Source organism: SAR324 cluster bacterium (genome assembly GCA_029245725.1).
In the GTDB taxonomy this organism is placed as follows: domain Bacteria; phylum SAR324; class SAR324; order SAR324; family NAC60-12; genus JCVI-SCAAA005.
Window position 1 is genome coordinate 1 of the sequence record JAQWOT010000189.1, and the last position, 19,828, is coordinate 19,828.

Here is a 19,828-nt window from a genome sequence, read left to right on the forward strand (position 1 = left end):
GTCAATCAGGGTGAAACTGTCGCAGTGCTAGGGCAGTCAGGCAGTGGAAAATCGACTCTGCTTTCTTTGCTTGCAGGTCTTGACCAACCCACCAGCGGAGCACTGAGGATTCGTGGAACAGATCTGGCCCAAATGAGTGAAGAAGAACTAACGCGATTCCGTGCGGAGAATATCGGGATCATTTTCCAGCAATTTCATTTGATGTCACATCTGACAGCTTTGGAAAACGTCAGTTTACCACTAGAAATTTTTCAAAGGGCTGGACATGCAGAACGCTCCTGTAGAGCTTTGGAACAAGTGCGACTTGAACATCGTCATGACCACTTCCCATACCAGTTGAGTGGTGGAGAATGTCAACGGGTTGCAATCGCTCGTGCTGTGGTCGTGGAACCCGCGATTTTGTTAGCTGATGAGCCTACAGGAAATTTGGATGTGGAAACTGGTGAGCAGATTGTGAATCTACTTTTCGATTTGGTACGTGATACGCAGATGACTCTCTTAATGGTGACTCACAATAGGGATCTAGCGGAGCGTTGCCAACGGCAAGTCGTGCTTCAACAGGGGCAACTCGCTGAACTTTGAACCTATCTCATGCCGGGAATCAGGCATAGATTAAGGACAGAATGGAAATTCGACAGGATTTCGTTGACAGCATTGGCAACACACCACTGATTCGCCTGCGGAAGGCTTCAGAATTGACTGGGTGTACAATCCTGGGAAAAGCTGAGTTTCTAAATCCGGGAGGATCTGTAAAGGACCGAGCTGCCCGAGCAATTATTTTGGATGCAGAGAAGAAAGGATTGCTTCAACCAGGTGGTTTGATTGTCGAAGGAACCGCTGGAAATACTGGAATTGGACTCGCCCTAGTTGGAAATGCCCGAGGCTACCGTACACTGATCGTTATTCCTGAGACTCAGAGCGAGGAAAAAAAAGACATGCTGCGACTTTGTGGTGCTGTAGTTAAAGAAGTTCCAGCAGTGCCCTACAAAGATCCAAACAACTATATTCATCAGTCGCGAAGAATCGCTGAAGAAGCAGCCGCAACCGAATCCAACGGTTCCATTTGGGCCAATCAATTTGACAACACAGCAAATCGAATGGGGCACTATGAAACAACAGGACCAGAAATCTGGGCGCAGACCGATGGGACTGTGGATGCCTTTATCTGCTCGGTTGGGACTGGAGGAACCTTGGCGGGAACAGCCATGGCTCTGCGTGAGCGAAATCCTGATATTGTGATAGGGTTGGTTGATCCAATGGGAGCTGCCCTCTATTCCTACTATACCACGGGTGAATTGCAATCTGTTGGAAGCTCAATTACCGAGGGCATTGGTCAGGGAAGAATCACCGCTAATCTGGAAGGACTCAAGGTAGACGCTGCATTTCGGGTCACAGATGATGAAATGTTGCCCATCTGCTTTGAACTACTGAGAGATGAGGCGCTATGCTTGGGAGGCTCAGCGGCTCTGAATGTTGCCGGGGCAATCCGTTTGGCCAAGCAACTTGGACCAGGCAAAACCATTGTCACTGTGCTTTGTGACTCAGGCGTCCGCTACAAATCGAAGCTCTTCAATCCTGAGTTTCTGCAAAGCAAGGATTTGCCAGTGCCGATCTGGCTGGAGAATGGTGAATGAAAACTCGAGTTGCGATCCTCTGTGGTGGCTTAAGTGGGGAGCATCAGGTATCTTTGATTTCGGCTTTCAATATCGCCAGAGCTCTTCCCACAGACCACTACGAGGTTCAGCTAATCGGTATCCGCAAAGATGGGAGTTGGTGCTGGAGACCTGAGGGAGACCTACTTTGCCAAACCCAGGATATCCGTGAAATCCATTTGCACCCAGCAGCGGAGACTCTTCTCCCAAGACAGTTGGGTCGGCTGCAAAATGAACAAGGTAAGTTACAGTGGCAGGCAGATGTTTTCTTCCCAATCACCCATGGGAATTTTGGAGAAGACGGCTCCTTGCAAGGGATGCTGCGACTGCTTCAAGTGCCCTTTGTCGGCTGTGATGTCTGGGGATCTGCGATCAGTATGGATAAGGATGTCACGAAGCGACTGCTCGTTCAGGCAGGCCTTCCGGTCACACCTTTTATCACGTTACGCAGGAACGAAGCCCTCCTCTATTCTGAAGTGGGCGCCAGATTGGGGTCACCATTCTTTGTCAAACCAACCCGTGAAGGCTCTTCTTTGGGAGTTACCAAGGTTCACAACGAGGATGAATACCCACAAGCGTTGAAAGAGGCCTTTTCTCTGGACCACAAGATTTTGCTGGAACAGGCTATCATCGGTCGGGAAATTGAAGCTGCTGTCCTTGGAAATGATTCTCTTGAAGTGGCTAAGATTCTGGGTGAAATCATCCCCAATCATGAATTCTATTCTTATGATGCGAAGTACGTCGATCCGAATGGGGCGATTCTGAAAATCCCTGCTGAGATCGAAGCTAGTGTTGCGAATCAGATTCGTGATTTGGCTGTGGAGTCTTTTCGGGTTGTCGAAGGTCTGGGGATGGCACGAGTTGATTTCTTCCTAACTAAAGATAATCAGATTTACATTAACGAAATCAATACACTGCCTGGATTTACCAGCATTAGTATGTACCCAAAACTCTGGGAAGCATCAGGCTTGTCTTATTCAGAATTACTGCACCAATTGGTACAGTTGGGTCTTCAAAGAGCGGCTCTGTAACTGTGAGAATACACAACAATCCACTGTTGCAGGTGGTGTTGGTAGAACCACAGATTCCACCAAATACTGGGAATATTGCCCGATTGTGTGCGGCGACGAAGTGTCACCTCATTTTAGCTGGTGAGCTTGGTTTTGAACTTTCTGATCGCACCTTGAAGCGGGCTGGGTTGGACTATTGGGATTGGGTCAGTTGGGAACATATCCTGGATTGGGAAGACTGGGTCAAGCAGTTAGACTTCACACGGTGTCACTTTCTCTCCACTCATGCGAAGACTCCTTACACCCAGATGCCGATTCAAGCGGGGGACTTCATCTTTTTCGGCAAAGAAACAGCTGGTTTGCCAAAGTGGCTGTGGGAACCACATCCTGAAAGAAGCTTCACGATTCCCATGTGGGAATCTGAGGTGCGCAGCTTGAATCTTGGCTCTGCTGCCTCCATTGTAGTTTATGACGGACTCCGTCGCTTGGTTCCTTTCTAAACATTCGACATCCATAAATTCTTCCTTTCAGATTCACGATGCTGTGCTACAGTAGCCCCTCCTTCATGGATGATTGAGAAACAAGAAACGACATACAGCATGGAACAACAAGCGAAACTTTGGGCTGTGGGCGGGGGCAAAGGAGGTGTGGGAAAGAGCTTCCTGACCACTAATATTGGGGTCTTGCTGGCCAAAGAAGGCAAGCGAGTGGTGCTTATGGATCTGGATCTAGGAGGGGCAAATCTTCACACCTGCCTCGGGGTCACCGATCTGGATCGAGGAGTGTCCGACTTCTTGATGAGGCGCTACGAAGAGTTGGAAGAAGCCTTGGTTCCGACCCAAGTACCAAATCTTTTCCTACTAAGTGGAGCACAGGATAGCCTAAATATCGCGAATCCAAAGTATGCGCAAAAAATTCGACTTCTCCGTGAATTGAAAAAGATTGAAGCGGATTACATTCTGATGGACTTGGGAGCGGGGACTTCCTTCAACACTCTAGATTTTTTCATTGCCGCAGACACTCAGTTACTAGTAGCGATTCCTGAGCCAACCTCTATAGAAAATGCCTACCGTTTCATTAAAAGTTCATTCTATCGACAGATCCGACTTTATAGTGAAACCCCAGAGTTGCGAGATTTGGTTGAAGAATCAATGGATCGTAACAATCGGCATGGTATCCGCACTCCGCGTGAATTGCTGCTCCATCTGAAGGAGCTAGGACCGGAGATGTCTGATTTTGCAGAACAACAAACAGAGAGATATCGTCCTAGTCTAATTCTGAATCAGGTTCGTTCCAACAACGACATCAAGGTCGGCCATGCGATGGAAACCGCCTGTCTAAAATACTTTGGACTATCTGTAGATTTTCGAGGATATGTGACAAACAACGATTTGGTGAGACGCTCAGTCTTACAGCGTAAACCCTTGATGATGCAGTCACCCGACTCAGAAATCGGGCAAGACCTGCAACGCCTGCTTGGTAACATTTTGCAGCGTCAAAAGGTGCCACCGTCATGAATGCGGAGTCGGAGATAAGCCGGGTTCTGTTCTCTTCTAAGAGTCGTGATCATTTATCTAGGATTGCTGTTACCAGCAACCTCCAGCATCCTACCCGATCGCCAGACGGGCCGCCTGATCACGATCCTATTTGGACTTGCAGCGGATGGGGTTTACCCTGCCAGGTCTGTCACCAGCCCCGCGGTGAGCTCTTACCTCCCCGTTTCACCCTTGCCTGTGCCGAAGCCATCGGCGGTCTATTCTCTGTGGCACTTTCCGTCGGCTTACGCCGCCTGGCCGTTAGCCAGCATCCTGCCCTGTGCTGCCCGGACTTTCCTCTCGCAACTCGAGAATCATGATCGATTCCCTCGCCACCAGCGATCACGTATCTAACTCCGCAAGCTCACTACGCTATCAAGAAGTCTTTGTAATCGCTAACTATTTTTTCATCACTGGCCAGTCTGCCTTGAGGAGTACGTTCATTGGCACTGGCTATGGTCCCTCGTTGAGTGACCGTTCTCTCGAACTCTAGCTAACCGCACATGACCCTTCTAATCGTTTTTGTAGCAATGGCATTAGGAATCTCCTTTGTCTGCTCCATTGCCGAAGCCGTCTTACTCAGCATCACTCCGGCCTACGTTGCTCTTTTGCAGGAAAAAGGGAAGCGCTCTGGAGGGATGTTGTTTCAACTGAAGGAAAATGTGGATCGGCCGCTCACCGCCATCCTGACCCTGAACACCGTCGCCAACACGGTAGGAGCCGCTGGAGTTGGAGTTCAAGCAACTCAACTTTTTGGTGATGAGTATCTTGGCGTTGCCTCGGGAGCTTTGACGCTGATGATTCTGATCTTCTCAGAAATCATTCCCAAAACAATGGGAGCTGCTTTCTGGAGAACCTTGGCCCCGACTGTAGGTTACTTCATAAAATATCTAGTTTTGATTCTCCTACCCTTCGTCTGGCTCGCAGAGTTTCTGACACGCGGTATGAAGCAGCATCGTGAGTTGACTGGTTTCAGCCGAGAAGAGTTCGCCTCGATGGCTGAACTTGGTATTAAGGAAGGCCAACTCGAAGAGAGTGAATCAAGGATTCTTCGCAATCTCTTTCGTTTCCGCTCCTCCTATGCGGAAGATATCATGACCCCCCGGACTGTTGTGTTCTCCTTGGAAGAAAACCTGACAGTGGACGAATATTTTACACTGCATCCCCAAAATCCCTTCTCACGGATCCCGATCTATCAGAAGCACCCTGATCAAGTGACAGGATATGTGCTTAAAAACGATATCATCATGGCCCAGGCCCAAGACAGGCCCCAGACTAGGCTCAGTGATTTCCGACGGCAGGTGGTAGTGACACGTTACAATGCTACCATCGCCGAGGTTTTTGATCTGATGATCAGCAAGCGGGAACAACTTGCTTTGGTGGTTGACGATGATTGGGGAACAATGGTCGGAGTTGTGACAATGGAAGATGTCGTTGAGACCTTGTTGGGCTTAGAGATCGTTGATGAGGACGACAAGAATGAGGACATGCAGGTGCTAGCTCGTCGTCTATGGGAAAGACGTGCCCGAGCTATGGGATTGCAGTTGGATGACAAGGAAGATTCACCTTCTCGTCAAGAACCTCAGGGTGCTTCTTAGCATCGACGGACATCCTGTCTTCAGAGTGAACCAGCTGTTGCCCAACCCGCTCCCTCCAGTGTCGTCCCTGAGGCAACATCAACCTTAACGGGCAATTACTAAATTTCAAGTAAGAAATATGTTAAAAGTTATTTTTTTTAGTTTTATAATTTAGATTATCCATATCTTGTAAGTTTTTTTAAGTTTTTCTGCTGCCTTAATATCGTTGATGTTACGACTTCGAACGTTTGAAGATGTGAATGACTGAAAGTTGACAAGACTACAAATGAATAAAGAAGCTAAAATCTATATTGCAGGTCATCGAGGATTAGTTGGCTCTGCTATTCAGCGAACTTTGAGCCACCAGGGATACAGTAATTTAATTGTGAGAACACGGGCAGAACTGGACCTTCTGAATGCAGAGGCAGTAGAGAAATTTTTTTCTCGGGAGAAACCCGAGTATGTATTTTTAGCAGCAGCCCGGGTCGGTGGCATTCACGCCAATAACACTTATCCAACTGAATTCCTCTATGAAAACTTACAGATTCAAAATCACGTTATGCAGAATGCTTGGCGAGTTCAGGTGAAGAAGTTGTTGTTTCTAGGAAGTTCCTGCATTTATCCAAGAGACTGCCCTCAACCAATTCAAGAGGATTATCTGTTGACAGGGCCGCTGGAGAGTACGAATCGAGCTTATGCCTTGGCCAAGATCGCTGGTATTGAACTCTGTCAGAGCTTAAATCGACAGCATGGAACCAAGTTTCTGAGCGTGATGCCCACGAATCTCTATGGTGTTCACGACAACTTTCATCCGGAGAATTCCCATGTGCTGCCTGCACTAATCCGGAGAATTCATGAAGCCAAAGTGAAGTCCTTGCCCGAAGTGGTTGTCTGGGGTACGGGGACTCCAAGAAGAGAGTTTCTTCTCTCGGATGAATTGGCAGAGGCATGCTTACACTTGATGTTACATTACGACGACGGAGAGTTGGTGAACATTGGCTGGGGTGAAGATCAGACCATCAAAGAACTAGCAGAGACTATCTGTGAGGTAGTCAGCTATCACGGTAAGCTGCGTTTTGATCCAACACAGCCAGATGGCACTCCTCGCAAGGTTTTAGATGTAAGTCGCCTCAAAGCACTGGGATGGCAGCCCAAGATTACACTGAGGGAGGGCTTACAGCAGGTTTATCGCTGGTACTGTGAGGAATATGAAGCTACCCGATGAATACTGGATGCAGCAAGCAATTCAACTTGGGGAAACAGTTCGAGGCAAGACAGGAGATAATCCCCATGTAGGGTGTGTCTTAGTTGAGAAGGATCAGCTACTTGTCAAAGGATGGACTCATCCTCCTGGTCAGCATCACGCTGAAGCCCATGCTATTCATCAAGCACAGGAGTTGGGGTTGGATTTTAGCAAGCTGACTCTATACTGCACTTTGGAACCCTGTTCGTTTGTAGGACGAACTCCTTCTTGTGCAAAAACAATTTCTGAGGTTGGTATCCGCTACGTGGTAGTCGGTTTCAGAGATCCTCACCCAAGAGTCAACGGTGCAGGAATTTCGAACATGAGAAGCGCTGGCGTGGAGGTGAAAGAAGGGCTTTGCGTTGATGAAATTCGCGAGAGTTTGCGAGATTGGCTGAGACGCTTTGAAGAATAAATTTGTCTAAAAAGATGGAGGGCCTAACAAGCCGCTCAGATAACCCGCCACACCAGCCGCACAAATCCCACGGAAGGCGATACATTTGGCTTTTCCAAGCTGCTTGCCATTCGTGCTGTAAACATAGACCCAAAACGAAGTCCAATCGTAAAGAGCAACCAGTTCTCCTGCTTCATTGTACAATCTTCGATTCGTGGCTCGACCAGTGATAGACTTCTCCTCATCCTCTTTGACCAATAGCATTTCAAAAAACCCTTCCCGCATTGCGTAGGCGATTTTCCCCATTTTTCTTTTACTGGGATCAAGCAGTTCTACGTAATCGATATAGATCAGTGCGGTGCCAACTTCTTCTTCACTAGGGCTGAGAATCGCAGTCTGCAGCGGCAGTGCAAATGCCCACAGAGGAATCAATAGCAACCAGCAACTGAACAACAAGCGTCGCATACGCCATCCATGAAAAGCAGTGAGGAGAGATTTTTCGTAAAACAAGGATTGTTCCAAAGCTGAATAGAAACAGGAAGCTTGAATAAAGAACTAAAGTTCTGAATCAATTTGACGATAATGATCCTAGAAATAATTGTTTTTTTGGAGGAAGGGCACTTATGTCATTGCGCAAATTGATTAAGAAATCACTGCTTGTTCTGGGAACCGGAGTTATGGTGACGACGGTGTTTCCTGTTGGGGGAATTGCTCAGGACAATATCAACACGCCAGGAAATATCTTCTCTCAGTGGGTTAAACTCTCGCTGATGGGTTATAATCAGTCTGAGATTGAAGCTACCCTAAATGTCTACCAAACTGAAGAAATACAGTTAGTCAAGCGCCGCTTGCGCAGGAACGTACTCAATAATTTAGTGGGTGGAAACCTGAAGCAAGATATCTCCTTGAGTACCACGGAGCAGGAACTGCGCTACATACGGGATAAGATCCGCACCGAAATTCGCTTTGCAGGCTTAGAAAACGATTTTCTGGTTCGTCAGATGATCCGCCACCAATTTGGAATTGCAGTCCAGGACATTTGATCAGATTTCTCTTGCTATTCCCTGTAGATACGATAGAAAGGTAGGTTTTTGTGGCGGGGTGTGGCGCAGTCTGGTAGCGCGCTTGTTTTGGGAACAAGAGGTCGCTGGTTCGAACCCAGTCACCCCGACCATGAAATAAATTGCAGAGTTTCATCCCCAGTACTCCCCCTGTAACTTCTCTAACCAGCAAACCCAAAACTTAGTCCGTCCAAAACTGAACATTCGCTTCCACTACTGTTCATCCTGAAACCGGTCCATCCAAAATTTTGCTCTTCAAAGCAGAGCTCCTCCTCCTGTTTTTTCGTGCCATGAAATTTCTATTTGCTGGTTTGTTCTTGTTACTGACCACTAATTCATTGTGGCCTGCTGAGCCTTTTTTCATTGATTCATGGAAAATACTGGGTCCCTTCATGGTGGCTCCAAGAGATGGTGGAACCGATCACTTGCTCAAATATGGAGGTGAAGAAAATATTATTCCCAATGATTCTCAAGTGTTTTATTCGGAGTATGCGGATCTAGGAATCCTGAAGTGGGAGGAGACCTCTGTAGATTCTGATCGAGTTGAAATCAATTATGAGGAGATTGATTGGAATGCTTCTTACGCTCGCTTGGGTGGAGTGGGCCTTTTGAATATGGGCTATGCGTATACGGAAATCAATGCTGACTCAAATCAGGTCGCTCTAGTGAGTTCTCAGCAGATTGGTGGATTTTATGTCAACGGCCGAGGGTATCAGGGGGAACCTTACTATGCGAACTATCAACGGATAGCCGTACCTTTGCGAAAGGGTATTAACCGAATCCTTGTTAAGTTTGCTGGAAAGCATAAGAGATCCTTTCGCTTTCAGATCGAACCTACCGAGCTTAAGGCTCTCTTTCTGGAGGATGTAACCCAACCAGATCTGTTGGATCCTGAGGAAAAGAGGATCTTGTTGGCTGTGCCCATCTTGAACACAACTACGCGCTGGTTGCGAGACCTTACAATTGAATTGGATTCCAGCCCAGCCCTGAAAGAGAAGGTTTATGATATCCCACCAATTCCACCATTGGGTGTCCTCAAGATTCCTTTGGAAATTGAATTATCTGGATTTTCAGAATCTTTCATTACTGTTGAGCTAATCCTCAGAGACAGCGAGCAGGAAGAGCTTTCACGAATTCCAATAAAATTGAATCGTAAGTCTCATACTGAACCACTGAAACGAACGTTTCTTTCCAGCCTAGATGGTTCTGTCCAATACTACGGTATCCGTTATCCGGAACCCTATGATCCAAAGCAACAATATGCAGTGATCTTTTCACTACACGGGGCGGGAGTGGAAGCAATCCACTTGGCGGGTCGATATTCCAGTAAGAATTGGGCGTTTGTGATCACTCCCACAAACCGCAGGCCCTATGGTTTTGATTGGCAGGACTGGGGACGTCTCGACTTTGAAGAAGTTTTTGAAGAGGTGATGAAAGAATATCCCATCGACCCAGATCGTGTTTATTTGGCAGGTAGTTCAATGGGGGGGCAGGGAGTCTGGCACATCGGCCTGCACGATCCTTCACGTTTTGCGGCATTGGCGCCTCAGGCTGGGTGGACGGGCTTTCAGCACTACTCGCCTTTCACGATGCAGAAAAGCCAGATGTTTGCTGCTCCGGACTTGTTGAATGTTCGAAATCGCGTGATGCAGGATTCAAACAATCTTTACTTTCTGGAAAACCTGCAGCATCTACCAGTAGTAATTATTCACGGAGCGGAGGATCGTACAGTCCCCCCATTGCATCCGAGGATGTTCCAGAAGTTCCTTAAGGAGAGAGAATTTGTGGTCAACTACCAAGAACTGCCAGAGCAGGGTCATTGGTGGGATGAACCACGTTCTGCAGGAGGAGGATCTGACGCCGTCGATAACCAGGAAATGCTGGACTTTCTGAAACAACAGGTTCGTAATCGATATCCTCAGCAATTCAATCTTCGTCTTTTCGACCTCTCGATCAACGATACCTTTTACTGGATTCGTGTTCTTTCACAAAAAGAAGCACTGCAGCAGACCAAAATTTCTGTGGAAGTGATTGGAGAAGAGATTTTGTTGGATACTGAGAATGTATCAGCAATAGAGGTTGACTGGGGTGCTCTAAACCTGCCGATTCAGCGGATCACTTGGAACCAGCAGCAATATCCGATCTCTGATGCTTCCCCAATGCTATTGGGCCCAGAACCAGATGCAGCAGCGCAACTAGCCACAAAGTATCCTGCATTGAAGTCTGTTTTCTTCCGCCCCTTTGTGTTGGTCTACGGAACGCAGGGAAAAACGCCTCAGCAGGAAATGTTGCTTCACCGAGCGAATCAGATTGCGATTCGATTCTGGCACAAAGCCAATGGCTTTGTGCAGGTGATGGCAGATACAGAAGTGACGGAATCCATTGAATCAGAGTTCAACATAGTGATGTTGGGCAATCCAGAATCCAATTTAATGATCAAGAAGCTATTGCCTCACACGCCCCTTGAGTTCACGGAAAACGGACTGCGCTTAGAGGGTAAAGAATATGTTGGGGAATTGGCTGCTTCAATCATGTACCCTCATCCTCAATTCCCAGAGCGGATGCTAGCATTTTTTACAGGCACCACCACTGAAGTGGAGAAATTGAGCCTCCATTTCCTGCCAATCTACTCAGGTTCAGGGACTCCGCACTATGTCGTTTTTGATAAAACAGTTCGTCAATACGGTTGGGGTAGTGTGCACAGTGCTGGCTTTTTTAATTTCAAGAACCGACTTCCTTGAAGTTTAGTTCTCTGTTTTTTCTCTGCTGAGCGCTACCACTTGTTCACACAATCAATACCAGTGAATCCTCTAGTTCCCCGCAAGGTAGCCACTTGGTTGCTGGTTGTCACCATGGGTTGTGGCACTGCTGGAATCACGATCATTTCACCAGCACTCAACTCGATCACCAAATACTTCAGCGTGGATGAAGCTGCTGCGCAGTCGCTGCTATCTGGCTATTTCATTGCGATGGCAGTCTCTCAATTGATCTATGGCCCTCTCTCTGATCGATATGGGCGACGTCGCCCCCTGCTGGTTGGCCTAGTTGGATTTGCCCTTGGGGGGCTGTTAGCGGCTTCGGCAGATTCTTTTGAGGGACTCGTGATCGCCCGCGTGCTGCAGGGCCTTGGTGCCGCTTCGATTGCCTCGATTATACGAGCGATCATCAACGACTCATATGGTCGATTGGAAGCCGCCGGAGCCTTCGCAACAATCAGTGGGATCATGGTGATTGTGCCGATCTTCAGTTTTGCCTTTGGTGGTCTGATCAGTGATCTGATCGGTTGGAAAGGGATCATGTTTGGGATTTTCTTTGCAGGTCTGATTCCGCTAGCACTGAATCTGATCTTTTTGCCAGAAACGAACCTTCGGCCGATTCCACAAATTCGATTGGGTAGCCTGGTGCAGGATCATTTGATCCTGTTGACAAATCCGATGTTCCTAACGTTCATGCTTGCTTCCTCATTTTGTGTTGGAATTTTTTTCACGATGATTGGATTTGTTCCATTTGAATATCAGAGAATTGGCGTTGACAACACAGAAATGGGTTTTTGGTTTGTGTTGATTCCATGTGGATACACCTTGGGGAATTTGATTACAAAAAACTTTGTTCACCGTATTGGAATCGAGAGGATGTCGCAGATTGGTGGCTTGATTTCGATCATAGCAACCAGCGCATTGCTGCTGCCAAGCTTTTTAGGTTGGTACCATCCCGCTTTGATTGCGATTCCATGTTTCTTATTTGGTTTCGCATCAGGTTTTGTAATCGCTAATGCGACCATGGGTGCGATTGCAGCGGCAGGAAAGCTGGGAGGAAGTGCATCAGGAATTGTTGGTGCGGGCCAAATGGGTTTTGGCATCTTCGGGGGGTCGTTGGTGGTCAGCGTTGGAGGTTATGAGCATTTTGAGAGTGGAGTGCTGATCCTCATTGGATTGGCAGCCCTTTCCACGCTATCATCAACGTTGGCCCAGCACTTTAGCAAAACTCTACCGCTGGTAGAACCTTTGGAACAGGAAGCATCCTAAAATACGTAGCAGAAGAACAATGAAAAAGGTCAGCAGAAGGGGGGCTGAGAGTGTGGAAAGATCTTCTCAGTTGGGAAGTTGAAAAGATGAGTTGAAAACCACTTCCCTGGAGGACACCACCCAAACCCCGGATCATATGGGCCAGATGGAATGTCGGATAAGATGAGACCGATTCAGCTTTGGCGTTGTGGTATTGCGTTATCGCTTGGATCCCACTGAAATCCAGTATAATCAGGACTTCGCTTTAAAAAATTGATGGAAGTCAAAAAAATAAAAAAATTGCTCAGATTTGGGCCAGCATGCGTTTTTCCAAATTGGGATAGCACAACCCCAAGGTTACACCACGAGCGATTAAGGATATCAGCAAGGCCGCCCATAGTCCGAACAAGTCGAAGATCGGTACCAAGGAGATTAAAGCGATTCCATAGATTACTAAGCTGATAGCCATCATATTGCGCATATCTCTGGTTTGTGTTGCACCAATGAAGATTCCATCTAACATCCAAGATCCTACCCCGAAAATTGGCATGAGCAAAAGAAACGGAAGATACTTGACTGCGGTCTGCCTTACTTCCTCAGACTTGCTGAGCAACTCGATCGTCCAAGTCCCAAATAAGGCAATCACAAGTGTCAGTAATAATGCGATTCCTACGGCCCAGTAACTTGACATCAAAACACTCTGACGTAACCCCAACCGACTGCGTGCACCAATCGCCTGACCAACCAAAGTCTCGGCAGCAAAGGCGAACCCGTCCAAGGCAAAAGCAGTAACCATCAGGAACTGCTCCAGCACATGTGTAGCAGCCAACTCAACCTCTCCGAAATCAGCAGCAACAAACAGGAAAGAAACAAAGATGCACTGCAGCATCAGGGTGCGTAGCAGGATATCTCGATTGACAATTACCATGCGTAGTACCAGGTGTCGATCAAAAACCCTTGACCAATTACACCAATCCCTTCCCCGCCAGATATCTTTACAAAGCAGCAACCCTAGTATTAATCCACTGATCTCAGCGATAAAACTGGCCCAGGCAACACCTTGCACTCCCCAGCCTAGGCCCATCACAAACCAAAGATCCAACAATATGTTGAGTCCATTCATCCAGATTTGAAGTAACAACACTGAGCGGGTACGCTCTTGGGCAATCAACCAGCCGTTTAATCCATAGAGGGCCACTGCAGCAGGAGCACTGAGCACCCGAATTTGCATGTACAATCGGGCCTGGGACTCCACCACCTCTGTAGCAGGAGAGACCTGGAAGGCAAGCCAAAACAGAGGAATCTGCAAAGCAATGATCACTAACCCACCGGCTCCACCAAGTAACAGTACTCTGGTCAGAATCGCGGTCACCTCGGCACTGTCTCGGGCGCCAAAGGCTTGGGAAGCCAGACCTGTGGTGCCCATTCTCAAAAAACCAAAAAACCAGTAAGTTGTACTTAGGATCAAGCCTCCCATCCCTACAGCTGCAATTGGGATGGGAGAGTCGATTTGTCCGACCACTCCCGTATCTACCAAGCTCAGTAAAGGTACGGTGATATTGGCTAGAACGATAGGGATGGCGATGTTGAGAATCCGCCGATGAGTAATCTGCATCTGTGCTTACTAAAGGATTTCTAAAAGGATCGACATTGAATCGAATCTTTCTGTGATTACAGCGATCACTGGACTTGCAGCAAAAATCCTACAAAATTATCCATCTACATTTGTTGAAATTGTTTTGCGCACTGGAGAACTAAGATGATCGTCGATACTACTTGGCTGCAACAAAGAAAATTTGTCTCATCCTGTCCATCTGGCTTCAAACTGGAAATGGATGCCACAGGAAAGTACGGTGGTCGGGGAGAAGGCCTCACTCCAATGGAGTTACTGCTGGCAGGTGTTGCCGGATGTATTGGGATCGACGTGACAATGATTCTCAACCGTTACCTCGATCAGATCAAAAAACTGCACGTCCGCACGGAGGGAGTACGTTGTGAGGAATTACCCACCAAGTTCACCCAAATCAAGGTGACTTTTGATGTTGAAGGAGAGATTGACGCTCCCCGAGTCTGGAGAGCTATTCGCTTGGGCCACCAAAAATACTGTGCGGTATCTGCTTCACTGAACACTGAAATGCAACATTTTCTGATCCTCAATGGGGAGACTATTCCGGAGCCTCCTGAAGAGCAAAGTTCCTGAGTAAGGCAACCTGACCCGAGTCACAGATTACCTGAGGGAAAATCTGCCTTTCATCCAACTAACCCAAAGGAAAGCATGGCCAATGCAGAAGACCTGAAAAAACTCACTAAATCCACAGCATGTCCCAATGGGGATTTAACTCATGCTAACCTACGTGGGGTTGATTTGAAAGGTGCTCAGCTCAAAGGTGCTAACTTGATGCGAGCTGACTTGGCTGAGAGTATTTTGTCAGAAGCAGACCTACGCGGAGCCAATCTCGCTGGGGCCAATCTTCGAGGAACCAATCTCGAGTGGGCTGATCTAAGGGGTTCAGATCTTGACGGAGCTGACTTCACTGATGCCAATTTGCGAGGAGCCTTTCTGGGAGGAGCCCGCATCTGCAATACTACGATGCCCGATGGGCATATTAAGTTCACTGGGTGCTCAAAGCGGCCCTTCCTCGAAGAGGATACAACAGAGTGAGCAGCGCACGCTCTACAGCAATACTGATTCACCAGTTCTACAAGCAACTTCAGCCAGGACGACACCTGATTTTGCTGGTGGGAGTACTACTGCTGGTACTACCGATTTGGTTAGTATTCACAACCTCCACCCATTCTTCCAGAATCCTTGCAGAAGAAGGAATCCAGTGGTGGATTGGTGAGAGGTTTCTTGAAAACTATGCCACCTTGTGGTGGCAGGAGAGCGGCTTTCGTCGACAGGTAACTGTGCCAGGAATGCTGCTCAATAGCACTATTCTCGGGCTTGGCTTCATGGTTGGCTCGCTGGTCATCTCCATGACTGCTGCCTATGCAATCGTCTTCTTCCGGTTTCCCTTCGGTAGTTTCTGCTTTTGGATGATTTTCATCACTTTGCTCTTTCCCTTGGAGGCTCGGATCATTCCTTCCTATCAGGTTGTGGCTCGCCTAAATATGTTGGATTCCTACAGTGGCCTGATTCTCCCCTTGATCTCTTCGGCTACGGGAACTTTCTTTTTCCGTCAATTCTATCGGTCTATTCCGGATGAGCTGCTGGAAGCCTCCAAACTCGATGGTTCTGGCCCCTGGCGTTTCTTTGTTGATATCTTGTTGCCTCTGTCCAAGACAATGATTGCGGCTCTAGCGCTGATTTTGTTTGTGGTAGGTTGGAATCAGTACCTTTGGCCCCTGATGATCACAACCAGCGAAAACTTCACTACCCTGATGCTCGGTATTCGGACGGCACGTGGGTACCAGGGATTTGCCATCGCGATTCTGGCACTTCTTCCACCCTTGCTAGTAGTCATCTTTTTTCAAAGACGATTTGTCAAAGGATTACTCGAAGTCTATAAGTGACGAAAAATTTGGTTAAAGCTGGGTCGGTTAAAAATTTGTCACATGATATTTACAAACAACTGCATTCTGAGTATATTTAGGAGCATTTTTGATCACGCCTACTGTAAGTAAGGAATGTCTGACTCGACCAATCCCCTAGAATCTGTGGAAAATTCTGACCCAGAAAAGCGTAGTGGGAATAGCCGACGACAATTGTCCGACCGACGCAGCCAACATCAGGATCGCAGAGCAGAAGAGCGCCGAGTTGGACCCCGAAGAGAGAATGACCAGAGTTCTGAATCTGAGACCGCAGAGGCCTTCACAGGGCCCGATTGGATGAAGGAGGCCCTTCAGGATGCAGAAAAACGTCAGGCAGAGATGCCAGCGATGGCTCCCCCTCCAGTAGAAATTCCAAAGGAGGGAGAATCACGCAAGGACTTCATGACGGTTGAGGATGACGAGACATTTCACCGTCGAAACCTGATCCTGATTGCCATCATTCTGGTCCTGATTGTTGCGTTGCTTTCTGTGATTTTTTACTGACGGAGTCCCTTTTTTCTTGGCTTACTCTCTATGGCCACCAGCGTCTTTGATCTCTTCAAGATTGGGATTGGTCCCTCCAGTTCCCACACCGTAGGCCCAATGAAGGCTGCGGGCCTCTTCCTCCAGCACTTGCCTCTCCGAAAAGTCAACCGAATACAAGTCGACCTCTACGGCTCTCTTGGGCTCACTGGGATGGGTCATGGTAGTGACAAGGCCGTCCTTCTTGGACTAGAAGGAGAACTTCCCGAAACCGTGGAGATTGCTGGAATTCCTGATCGACTCCAGCACATCGAGAAACAGCAAATAATTCACTTGAATCAACAGCATCCGATCTCTTTTCATAAAAAGCAGAACCTGATCTTTCATCGGCAGCAGAATCTACCTCTCCACGAAAATGGTCTACGTTTCCGAGCCTGGGATCCGGACGGACAGTTGCTTGTAGAAAAGACCTATTATTCGATTGGTGGAGGCTTTGTCCTAGAAGGAGAAGGAGACGCGTTGGTAGTTATGGAGGACCAAACGGAGCTTCCCTTCCCCTTCAAGAAAGCTTCCGAATTGCTGGAAATTTGCCGGAAGCAACAATGTTCGATGAGTCAAATCGTCCTGACTAATGAGCGGATCTGGCATTCAACGGAAGAGATTTATCGACGTCTGCTGGAAATCTGGTTGGTGATGCAGGAGTGCGTACGATTGGGCTGTGTCAATGAGGGTGTACTACCTGGTGGGTTGAAGGTGAAACGTCGTGCTCCGAGTCTTCATCGCAAGCTGCAGCAGGAAGAAGATCCCACAAATCTGATGGTCTGGGTCAACTTGTTCGCATTGGCCGTTAATGAGGAAAACGCTGCGGGAGGACGAGTGGTGACGGCACCAACAAATGGAGCAGCAGGCATCATTCCGGCAGTACTGCACTACCTGATGCGCTTCACCAGGTACTACAGCGAGGCGCAGGTGGTCCGTTTTCTGTTGACAGCTGCAGGAATCGGTATGCTCTACAAGGAGAATGCTTCGATTTCTGGAGCTGCTGTGGGGTGTCAAGGAGAAGTCGGCAGTGCCTGTTCAATGGCAGCTGGTGCCTTGGCTGAATGCCTGGGAGGAACACCTGCCCAAGTAGAAAATGCCGCAGAGATTGCCATGGAACACAATCTTGGACTGACCTGTGATCCGATTGGTGGGCTGGTTCAGATCCCCTGCATCGAACGCAACGCCATAGCAGCGAATAAGGCGATCAATGCCGCACAATTGGCACTCAGAACAGATGGGCAACATCATGTCTCACTGGACAAGGTGATCCGCACCATGTGGCAAACCGGTCGGGACATGGATTCCAAGTACAAGGAGACTGCCCGTGGTGGTCTCGCTGTCAACATCGTGGAGTGCTGACTCCCTCCCTCCTTTGCTAGTCTGATTTAGTCTTCTTCAGGGCACGAGTAAAAAGTACAACTTCCTGTTGTTTTAAAAATTCTAGGGCCTGTCATCAATTTAGCCAAATGACAGGGGCTGCCCTGGGGACATCCTCCAGAAAAGCACAGGCACCCTTTTCGTAACGGATGGCAATCTCAACTTTCCAGTGGTAAATTGATCTACGGATTACCTCTCTTTAGTTTCTTAATGTCTTCTGCTCTACGTGCAGCCAGTCTTCTTTCTTCCTCCACCTTCATCTCCAGCTTGCGACGATCCTCAATCGTTCGTCTTAGAATCCCCAGATCACGCCTTGCGGCTTTTCTTCTTTCAATGGCGACAATGATAGAAGTAAGCCTGCGATCTCCTCTGTGTCTCATAGTTCGTCTCTAGTTGGATGGATTGCTTCATCAGGAGTTGATTTTGACATTTCAAATACACCCACTCCATTCATGTAGTGACCAACGGTCGAGAAAAATTCGCCAATTGAGGTCCTTGATATCTTACTATGGTTTTGTTGTCGAGCATGGTGAGATGCTGTTCGTCAACACAAACGAAATGAATAAACCTGCGATAATCCTGTAAGCTTATCTTTGTAACAAGATTGATAGCCGGAAAAGATTCACAATTACTCTGATAGAGACTGAGCATTAGTATTCCTTAGAAATTTGTGAATTTGGTGAATTGCGCTTACCCTATGTGACTTTCAAAAAAATTTCGTTTTCTTCCCGATCCATTGAGGAGTTTTCGATGAAACAAGGACTAAAGTTGATTATGTGTTGTTGGATCTGCTTCAGCACATTCGAATTGCTAGCAGTTGAGTCAATTCATCTTGGGCCCCGCCCCTTCTTCTTGGTAAAGGATATGGACGATAGTCCATTGAAAGAGAAATTGAGTCAATGCTCAGAGAAACCGGTTAGCAAGCGAGCTTTCTCCATTGGCCATCGGGGGGCTGCTTTGCAGTTTCCTGAGCACACGCGTGAATCCTATTTGGCAGCAGCACGGATGGGTGCTGGTGTTATAGAATGTGATGTGACCTTCACCAAAGATCGTCATTTGGTCTGTCGACATTCACAAGCAGATCTGCATACGACCACAGACATCTTGGCCCATCCTGATTTGGTGGCCAAGTGTGCAGTACCTTTCGAACCTGGAGATCCAACCAGTGGCAAGAAGGCCAAGGTAGAGTGCCGTACCTCGGATTTAACCTTGGCTGAATTTAAGCGCCTACAAGGAAAGATGGATGCAGCCGATCCGTTTGCTACTACTCCTGAAGAATACATGGGGGGTACTGCGAATTGGCGTACAGATCTCTACGCCACACGTGGTACCTTGATGACCCACGCAGAGAGCATCGCATTGTTCAAGGAACTTGGTGTGAAGTTCACTCCCGAGTTGAAGTCAGCCAAGGAGGAGATGCCTTACGAAGGGGATTTCAGCCAGCAGGATTATGCCCAAAAGCTGATTGAGGAATACAAAGCTGCTGGGGTCGCACCTAGTGATGTGTTCCCTCAGTCCTTCAGCCTGGATGATGTCCTCTACTGGATTGAGCAGGAACCAGAGTTTGGCAAGCAGGCGGTCTATCTAGATGGTCGGACTTATCGTCCCAGCTTTCGTTCGTCGCTTGAGGATATGCAGGAGTTGGCAGAGCAGGGAGTACGTATTCTGGCCCCACCAATTTATGCTTTGCTTGATCTTGATGGTGGAGAAATTGCGCCCTCAGCCTATGCACGCCAGGCCCGGCAGGCAGGAATTGATTTGATCACCTGGACGCTGGAGCGCTCCGGACCGTTGACTGGAGGTGGTGGTTGGTACTATCAAACGGTGAAGGAAGCGATCAACAGTGATGGGAATGTGATGAAGGTTTTAGACGTGCTTGCGCAGCAGGTTGGAGTGATCGGAGTCTTCAGTGATTGGCC

General features: G+C 47.9%; 20 protein-coding genes, 1 tRNA gene and 1 other RNA gene. 18 read left to right on the plus strand and 4 right to left on the minus strand.

The window, feature by feature from the left end:
* From P8O70_10040 to P8O70_10060, 5 genes are all read left to right on the plus strand, one after another.
* A partial coding sequence (locus P8O70_10040) for an ABC transporter ATP-binding protein (protein MDG2197212.1) occupies positions 1-582 on the plus strand: 582 nt, incomplete at its 5' end.
* Between the two features lie 41 nt (positions 583-623).
* Positions 624-1,634, plus strand: coding sequence for a cysteine synthase A (locus P8O70_10045; GenBank protein MDG2197213.1), 1,011 nt, complete (start codon positions 624-626; stop codon positions 1,632-1,634).
* Complete coding sequence (locus P8O70_10050) at positions 1,631-2,683, plus strand: D-alanine--D-alanine ligase (GenBank protein ID MDG2197214.1); 1,053 nt, start codon at positions 1,631-1,633, stop codon at positions 2,681-2,683. Before P8O70_10045 ends, P8O70_10050 begins: the two co-directional genes overlap by 4 nt.
* A gap of 38 nt (positions 2,684-2,721) precedes the next feature.
* On the plus strand, positions 2,722-3,162 hold the full coding sequence (locus P8O70_10055) for a tRNA (cytidine(34)-2'-O)-methyltransferase (protein ID MDG2197215.1): 441 nt from the start codon (positions 2,722-2,724) through the stop codon (positions 3,160-3,162).
* Between the two features lie 69 nt (positions 3,163-3,231).
* Entirely contained in the window at positions 3,232-4,179 is a 948-nt protein-coding gene (locus P8O70_10060; GenBank protein ID MDG2197216.1) for a P-loop NTPase, read from the plus strand.
* On the opposite strand, the gene rnpB is transcribed toward P8O70_10060, so the two are convergent.
* Positions 4,180-4,555, minus strand: an RNA gene (rnpB, locus tag P8O70_10065) — RNase P RNA component class A.
* A gap of 145 nt (positions 4,556-4,700) precedes the next feature.
* Between rnpB and P8O70_10070 the strand changes: the two genes are divergently transcribed.
* From P8O70_10070 to P8O70_10080, 3 genes are all read left to right on the plus strand, one after another.
* Positions 4,701-5,795 carry a hemolysin family protein gene (locus P8O70_10070; GenBank protein MDG2197217.1) on the plus strand — a complete coding sequence of 365 codons (1,095 nt, stop codon included), beginning with the start codon at positions 4,701-4,703 and terminating at the stop codon, positions 5,793-5,795.
* A gap of 265 nt (positions 5,796-6,060) precedes the next feature.
* On the plus strand, positions 6,061-6,999 hold the full coding sequence (locus tag P8O70_10075) for a GDP-L-fucose synthase (GenBank protein ID MDG2197218.1): 939 nt from the start codon (positions 6,061-6,063) through the stop codon (positions 6,997-6,999).
* The gene (locus P8O70_10080; protein ID MDG2197219.1) at positions 6,983-7,432 is read left to right on the plus strand and encodes a bifunctional diaminohydroxyphosphoribosylaminopyrimidine deaminase/5-amino-6-(5-phosphoribosylamino)uracil reductase RibD; all 450 of its coding nucleotides are present in this window, start codon (positions 6,983-6,985) and stop codon (positions 7,430-7,432) included. The genes P8O70_10075 and P8O70_10080 overlap by 17 nt, the downstream gene beginning before the upstream one ends.
* A 6-nt stretch (positions 7,433-7,438) precedes the next feature.
* On the opposite strand, the gene P8O70_10085 is transcribed toward P8O70_10080, so the two are convergent.
* Positions 7,439-7,876, minus strand: coding sequence for a hypothetical protein (locus tag P8O70_10085; protein ID MDG2197220.1), 438 nt, complete (start codon positions 7,874-7,876; stop codon positions 7,439-7,441).
* Between the two features lie 158 nt (positions 7,877-8,034).
* Between P8O70_10085 and P8O70_10090 the strand changes: the two genes are divergently transcribed.
* The 4 genes from P8O70_10090 to P8O70_10105 all read left to right on the plus strand — a co-directional run bounded on the left by P8O70_10090 (position 8,035) and on the right by P8O70_10105 (position 12,497).
* Entirely contained in the window at positions 8,035-8,454 is a 420-nt protein-coding gene (locus P8O70_10090; GenBank protein MDG2197221.1) for a hypothetical protein, read from the plus strand.
* Positions 8,455-8,508: 54 nt separating this feature from the next.
* Positions 8,509-8,585 (plus strand) — tRNA-Pro (locus P8O70_10095).
* Positions 8,586-8,762: 177 nt separating this feature from the next.
* Positions 8,763-11,213: a prolyl oligopeptidase family serine peptidase gene (locus tag P8O70_10100; GenBank protein ID MDG2197222.1), complete on the plus strand. Its 2,451-nt coding sequence runs from the start codon at positions 8,763-8,765 to the stop codon at positions 11,211-11,213.
* Between the two features lie 60 nt (positions 11,214-11,273).
* Entirely contained in the window at positions 11,274-12,497 is a 1,224-nt protein-coding gene (locus tag P8O70_10105; protein ID MDG2197223.1) for a multidrug effflux MFS transporter, read from the plus strand.
* A 283-nt stretch (positions 12,498-12,780) separates the two neighbouring features.
* Here P8O70_10105 and P8O70_10110 read toward each other — a convergent pair whose 3' ends face one another.
* Complete coding sequence (locus P8O70_10110) at positions 12,781-14,091, minus strand: MATE family efflux transporter (protein MDG2197224.1); 1,311 nt, start codon at positions 14,089-14,091, stop codon at positions 12,781-12,783.
* Positions 14,092-14,235: 144 nt separating this feature from the next.
* On the opposite strand from P8O70_10110, the gene P8O70_10115 reads away from it, so the two are divergent.
* The 5 genes from P8O70_10115 (at position 14,236) to P8O70_10135 (ending at position 17,891) form a co-directional block, all read left to right on the plus strand.
* Entirely contained in the window at positions 14,236-14,676 is a 441-nt protein-coding gene (locus P8O70_10115) for an OsmC family protein (GenBank protein MDG2197225.1), read from the plus strand.
* Between the two features lie 75 nt (positions 14,677-14,751).
* Positions 14,752-15,138 (plus strand): pentapeptide repeat-containing protein, encoded by a 387-nt coding sequence (locus P8O70_10120; GenBank protein ID MDG2197226.1) that lies wholly within the window; start codon positions 14,752-14,754, stop codon positions 15,136-15,138.
* 26 nt (positions 15,139-15,164) lie between these two features.
* Entirely contained in the window at positions 15,165-15,989 is an 825-nt protein-coding gene (locus P8O70_10125) for an ABC transporter permease subunit (protein ID MDG2197227.1), read from the plus strand.
* 114 nt (positions 15,990-16,103) lie between these two features.
* Positions 16,104-16,511, plus strand: a complete 408-nt coding sequence (locus P8O70_10130; GenBank protein MDG2197228.1) for a hypothetical protein — start codon at positions 16,104-16,106, stop codon at positions 16,509-16,511.
* Positions 16,512-16,541: 30 nt separating this feature from the next.
* On the plus strand, positions 16,542-17,891 hold the full coding sequence (locus P8O70_10135) for an L-serine ammonia-lyase (GenBank protein ID MDG2197229.1): 1,350 nt from the start codon (positions 16,542-16,544) through the stop codon (positions 17,889-17,891).
* Positions 17,892-18,091: 200 nt separating this feature from the next.
* On the opposite strand, the gene P8O70_10140 is transcribed toward P8O70_10135, so the two are convergent.
* Positions 18,092-18,289 (minus strand): hypothetical protein, encoded by a 198-nt coding sequence (locus tag P8O70_10140; protein ID MDG2197230.1) that lies wholly within the window; start codon positions 18,287-18,289, stop codon positions 18,092-18,094.
* 394 nt (positions 18,290-18,683) lie between these two features.
* On the opposite strand from P8O70_10140, the gene P8O70_10145 reads away from it, so the two are divergent.
* Positions 18,684-19,828, plus strand: a 1,145-nt coding sequence (locus P8O70_10145) for a glycerophosphodiester phosphodiesterase family protein (protein MDG2197231.1), incomplete at its 3' end; no start/stop codon positions are given.

Coding starts and splice junctions, on each gene's coding strand:
- P8O70_10045 (MDG2197213.1), top strand. CDS start 624: ATGGAAATTCGACAGGATTTCGTTGACAGCATTGGCAACACACCACTG.
- P8O70_10050 (MDG2197214.1), top strand. CDS start 1,631: ATGAAAACTCGAGTTGCGATCCTCTGTGGTGGCTTAAGTGGGGAGCAT.
- P8O70_10060 (MDG2197216.1), top strand. CDS start 3,232: ATGATTGAGAAACAAGAAACGACATACAGCATGGAACAACAAGCGAAA.
- P8O70_10070 (MDG2197217.1), top strand. CDS start 4,701: ATGACCCTTCTAATCGTTTTTGTAGCAATGGCATTAGGAATCTCCTTT.
- P8O70_10075 (MDG2197218.1), top strand. CDS start 6,061: ATGAATAAAGAAGCTAAAATCTATATTGCAGGTCATCGAGGATTAGTT.
- P8O70_10080 (MDG2197219.1), top strand. CDS start 6,983: ATGAAGCTACCCGATGAATACTGGATGCAGCAAGCAATTCAACTTGGG.
- P8O70_10085 (MDG2197220.1), bottom strand. CDS start 7,876: ATGCGACGCTTGTTGTTCAGTTGCTGGTTGCTATTGATTCCTCTGTGG.
- P8O70_10090 (MDG2197221.1), top strand. CDS start 8,035: ATGTCATTGCGCAAATTGATTAAGAAATCACTGCTTGTTCTGGGAACC.
- P8O70_10100 (MDG2197222.1), top strand. CDS start 8,763: ATGAAATTTCTATTTGCTGGTTTGTTCTTGTTACTGACCACTAATTCA.
- P8O70_10110 (MDG2197224.1), bottom strand. CDS start 14,091: ATGCAGATTACTCATCGGCGGATTCTCAACATCGCCATCCCTATCGTT.
- P8O70_10115 (MDG2197225.1), top strand. CDS start 14,236: ATGATCGTCGATACTACTTGGCTGCAACAAAGAAAATTTGTCTCATCC.
- P8O70_10120 (MDG2197226.1), top strand. CDS start 14,752: ATGGCCAATGCAGAAGACCTGAAAAAACTCACTAAATCCACAGCATGT.
- P8O70_10130 (MDG2197228.1), top strand. CDS start 16,104: ATGTCTGACTCGACCAATCCCCTAGAATCTGTGGAAAATTCTGACCCA.
- P8O70_10135 (MDG2197229.1), top strand. CDS start 16,542: ATGGCCACCAGCGTCTTTGATCTCTTCAAGATTGGGATTGGTCCCTCC.
- P8O70_10140 (MDG2197230.1), bottom strand. CDS start 18,289: ATGAGACACAGAGGAGATCGCAGGCTTACTTCTATCATTGTCGCCATT.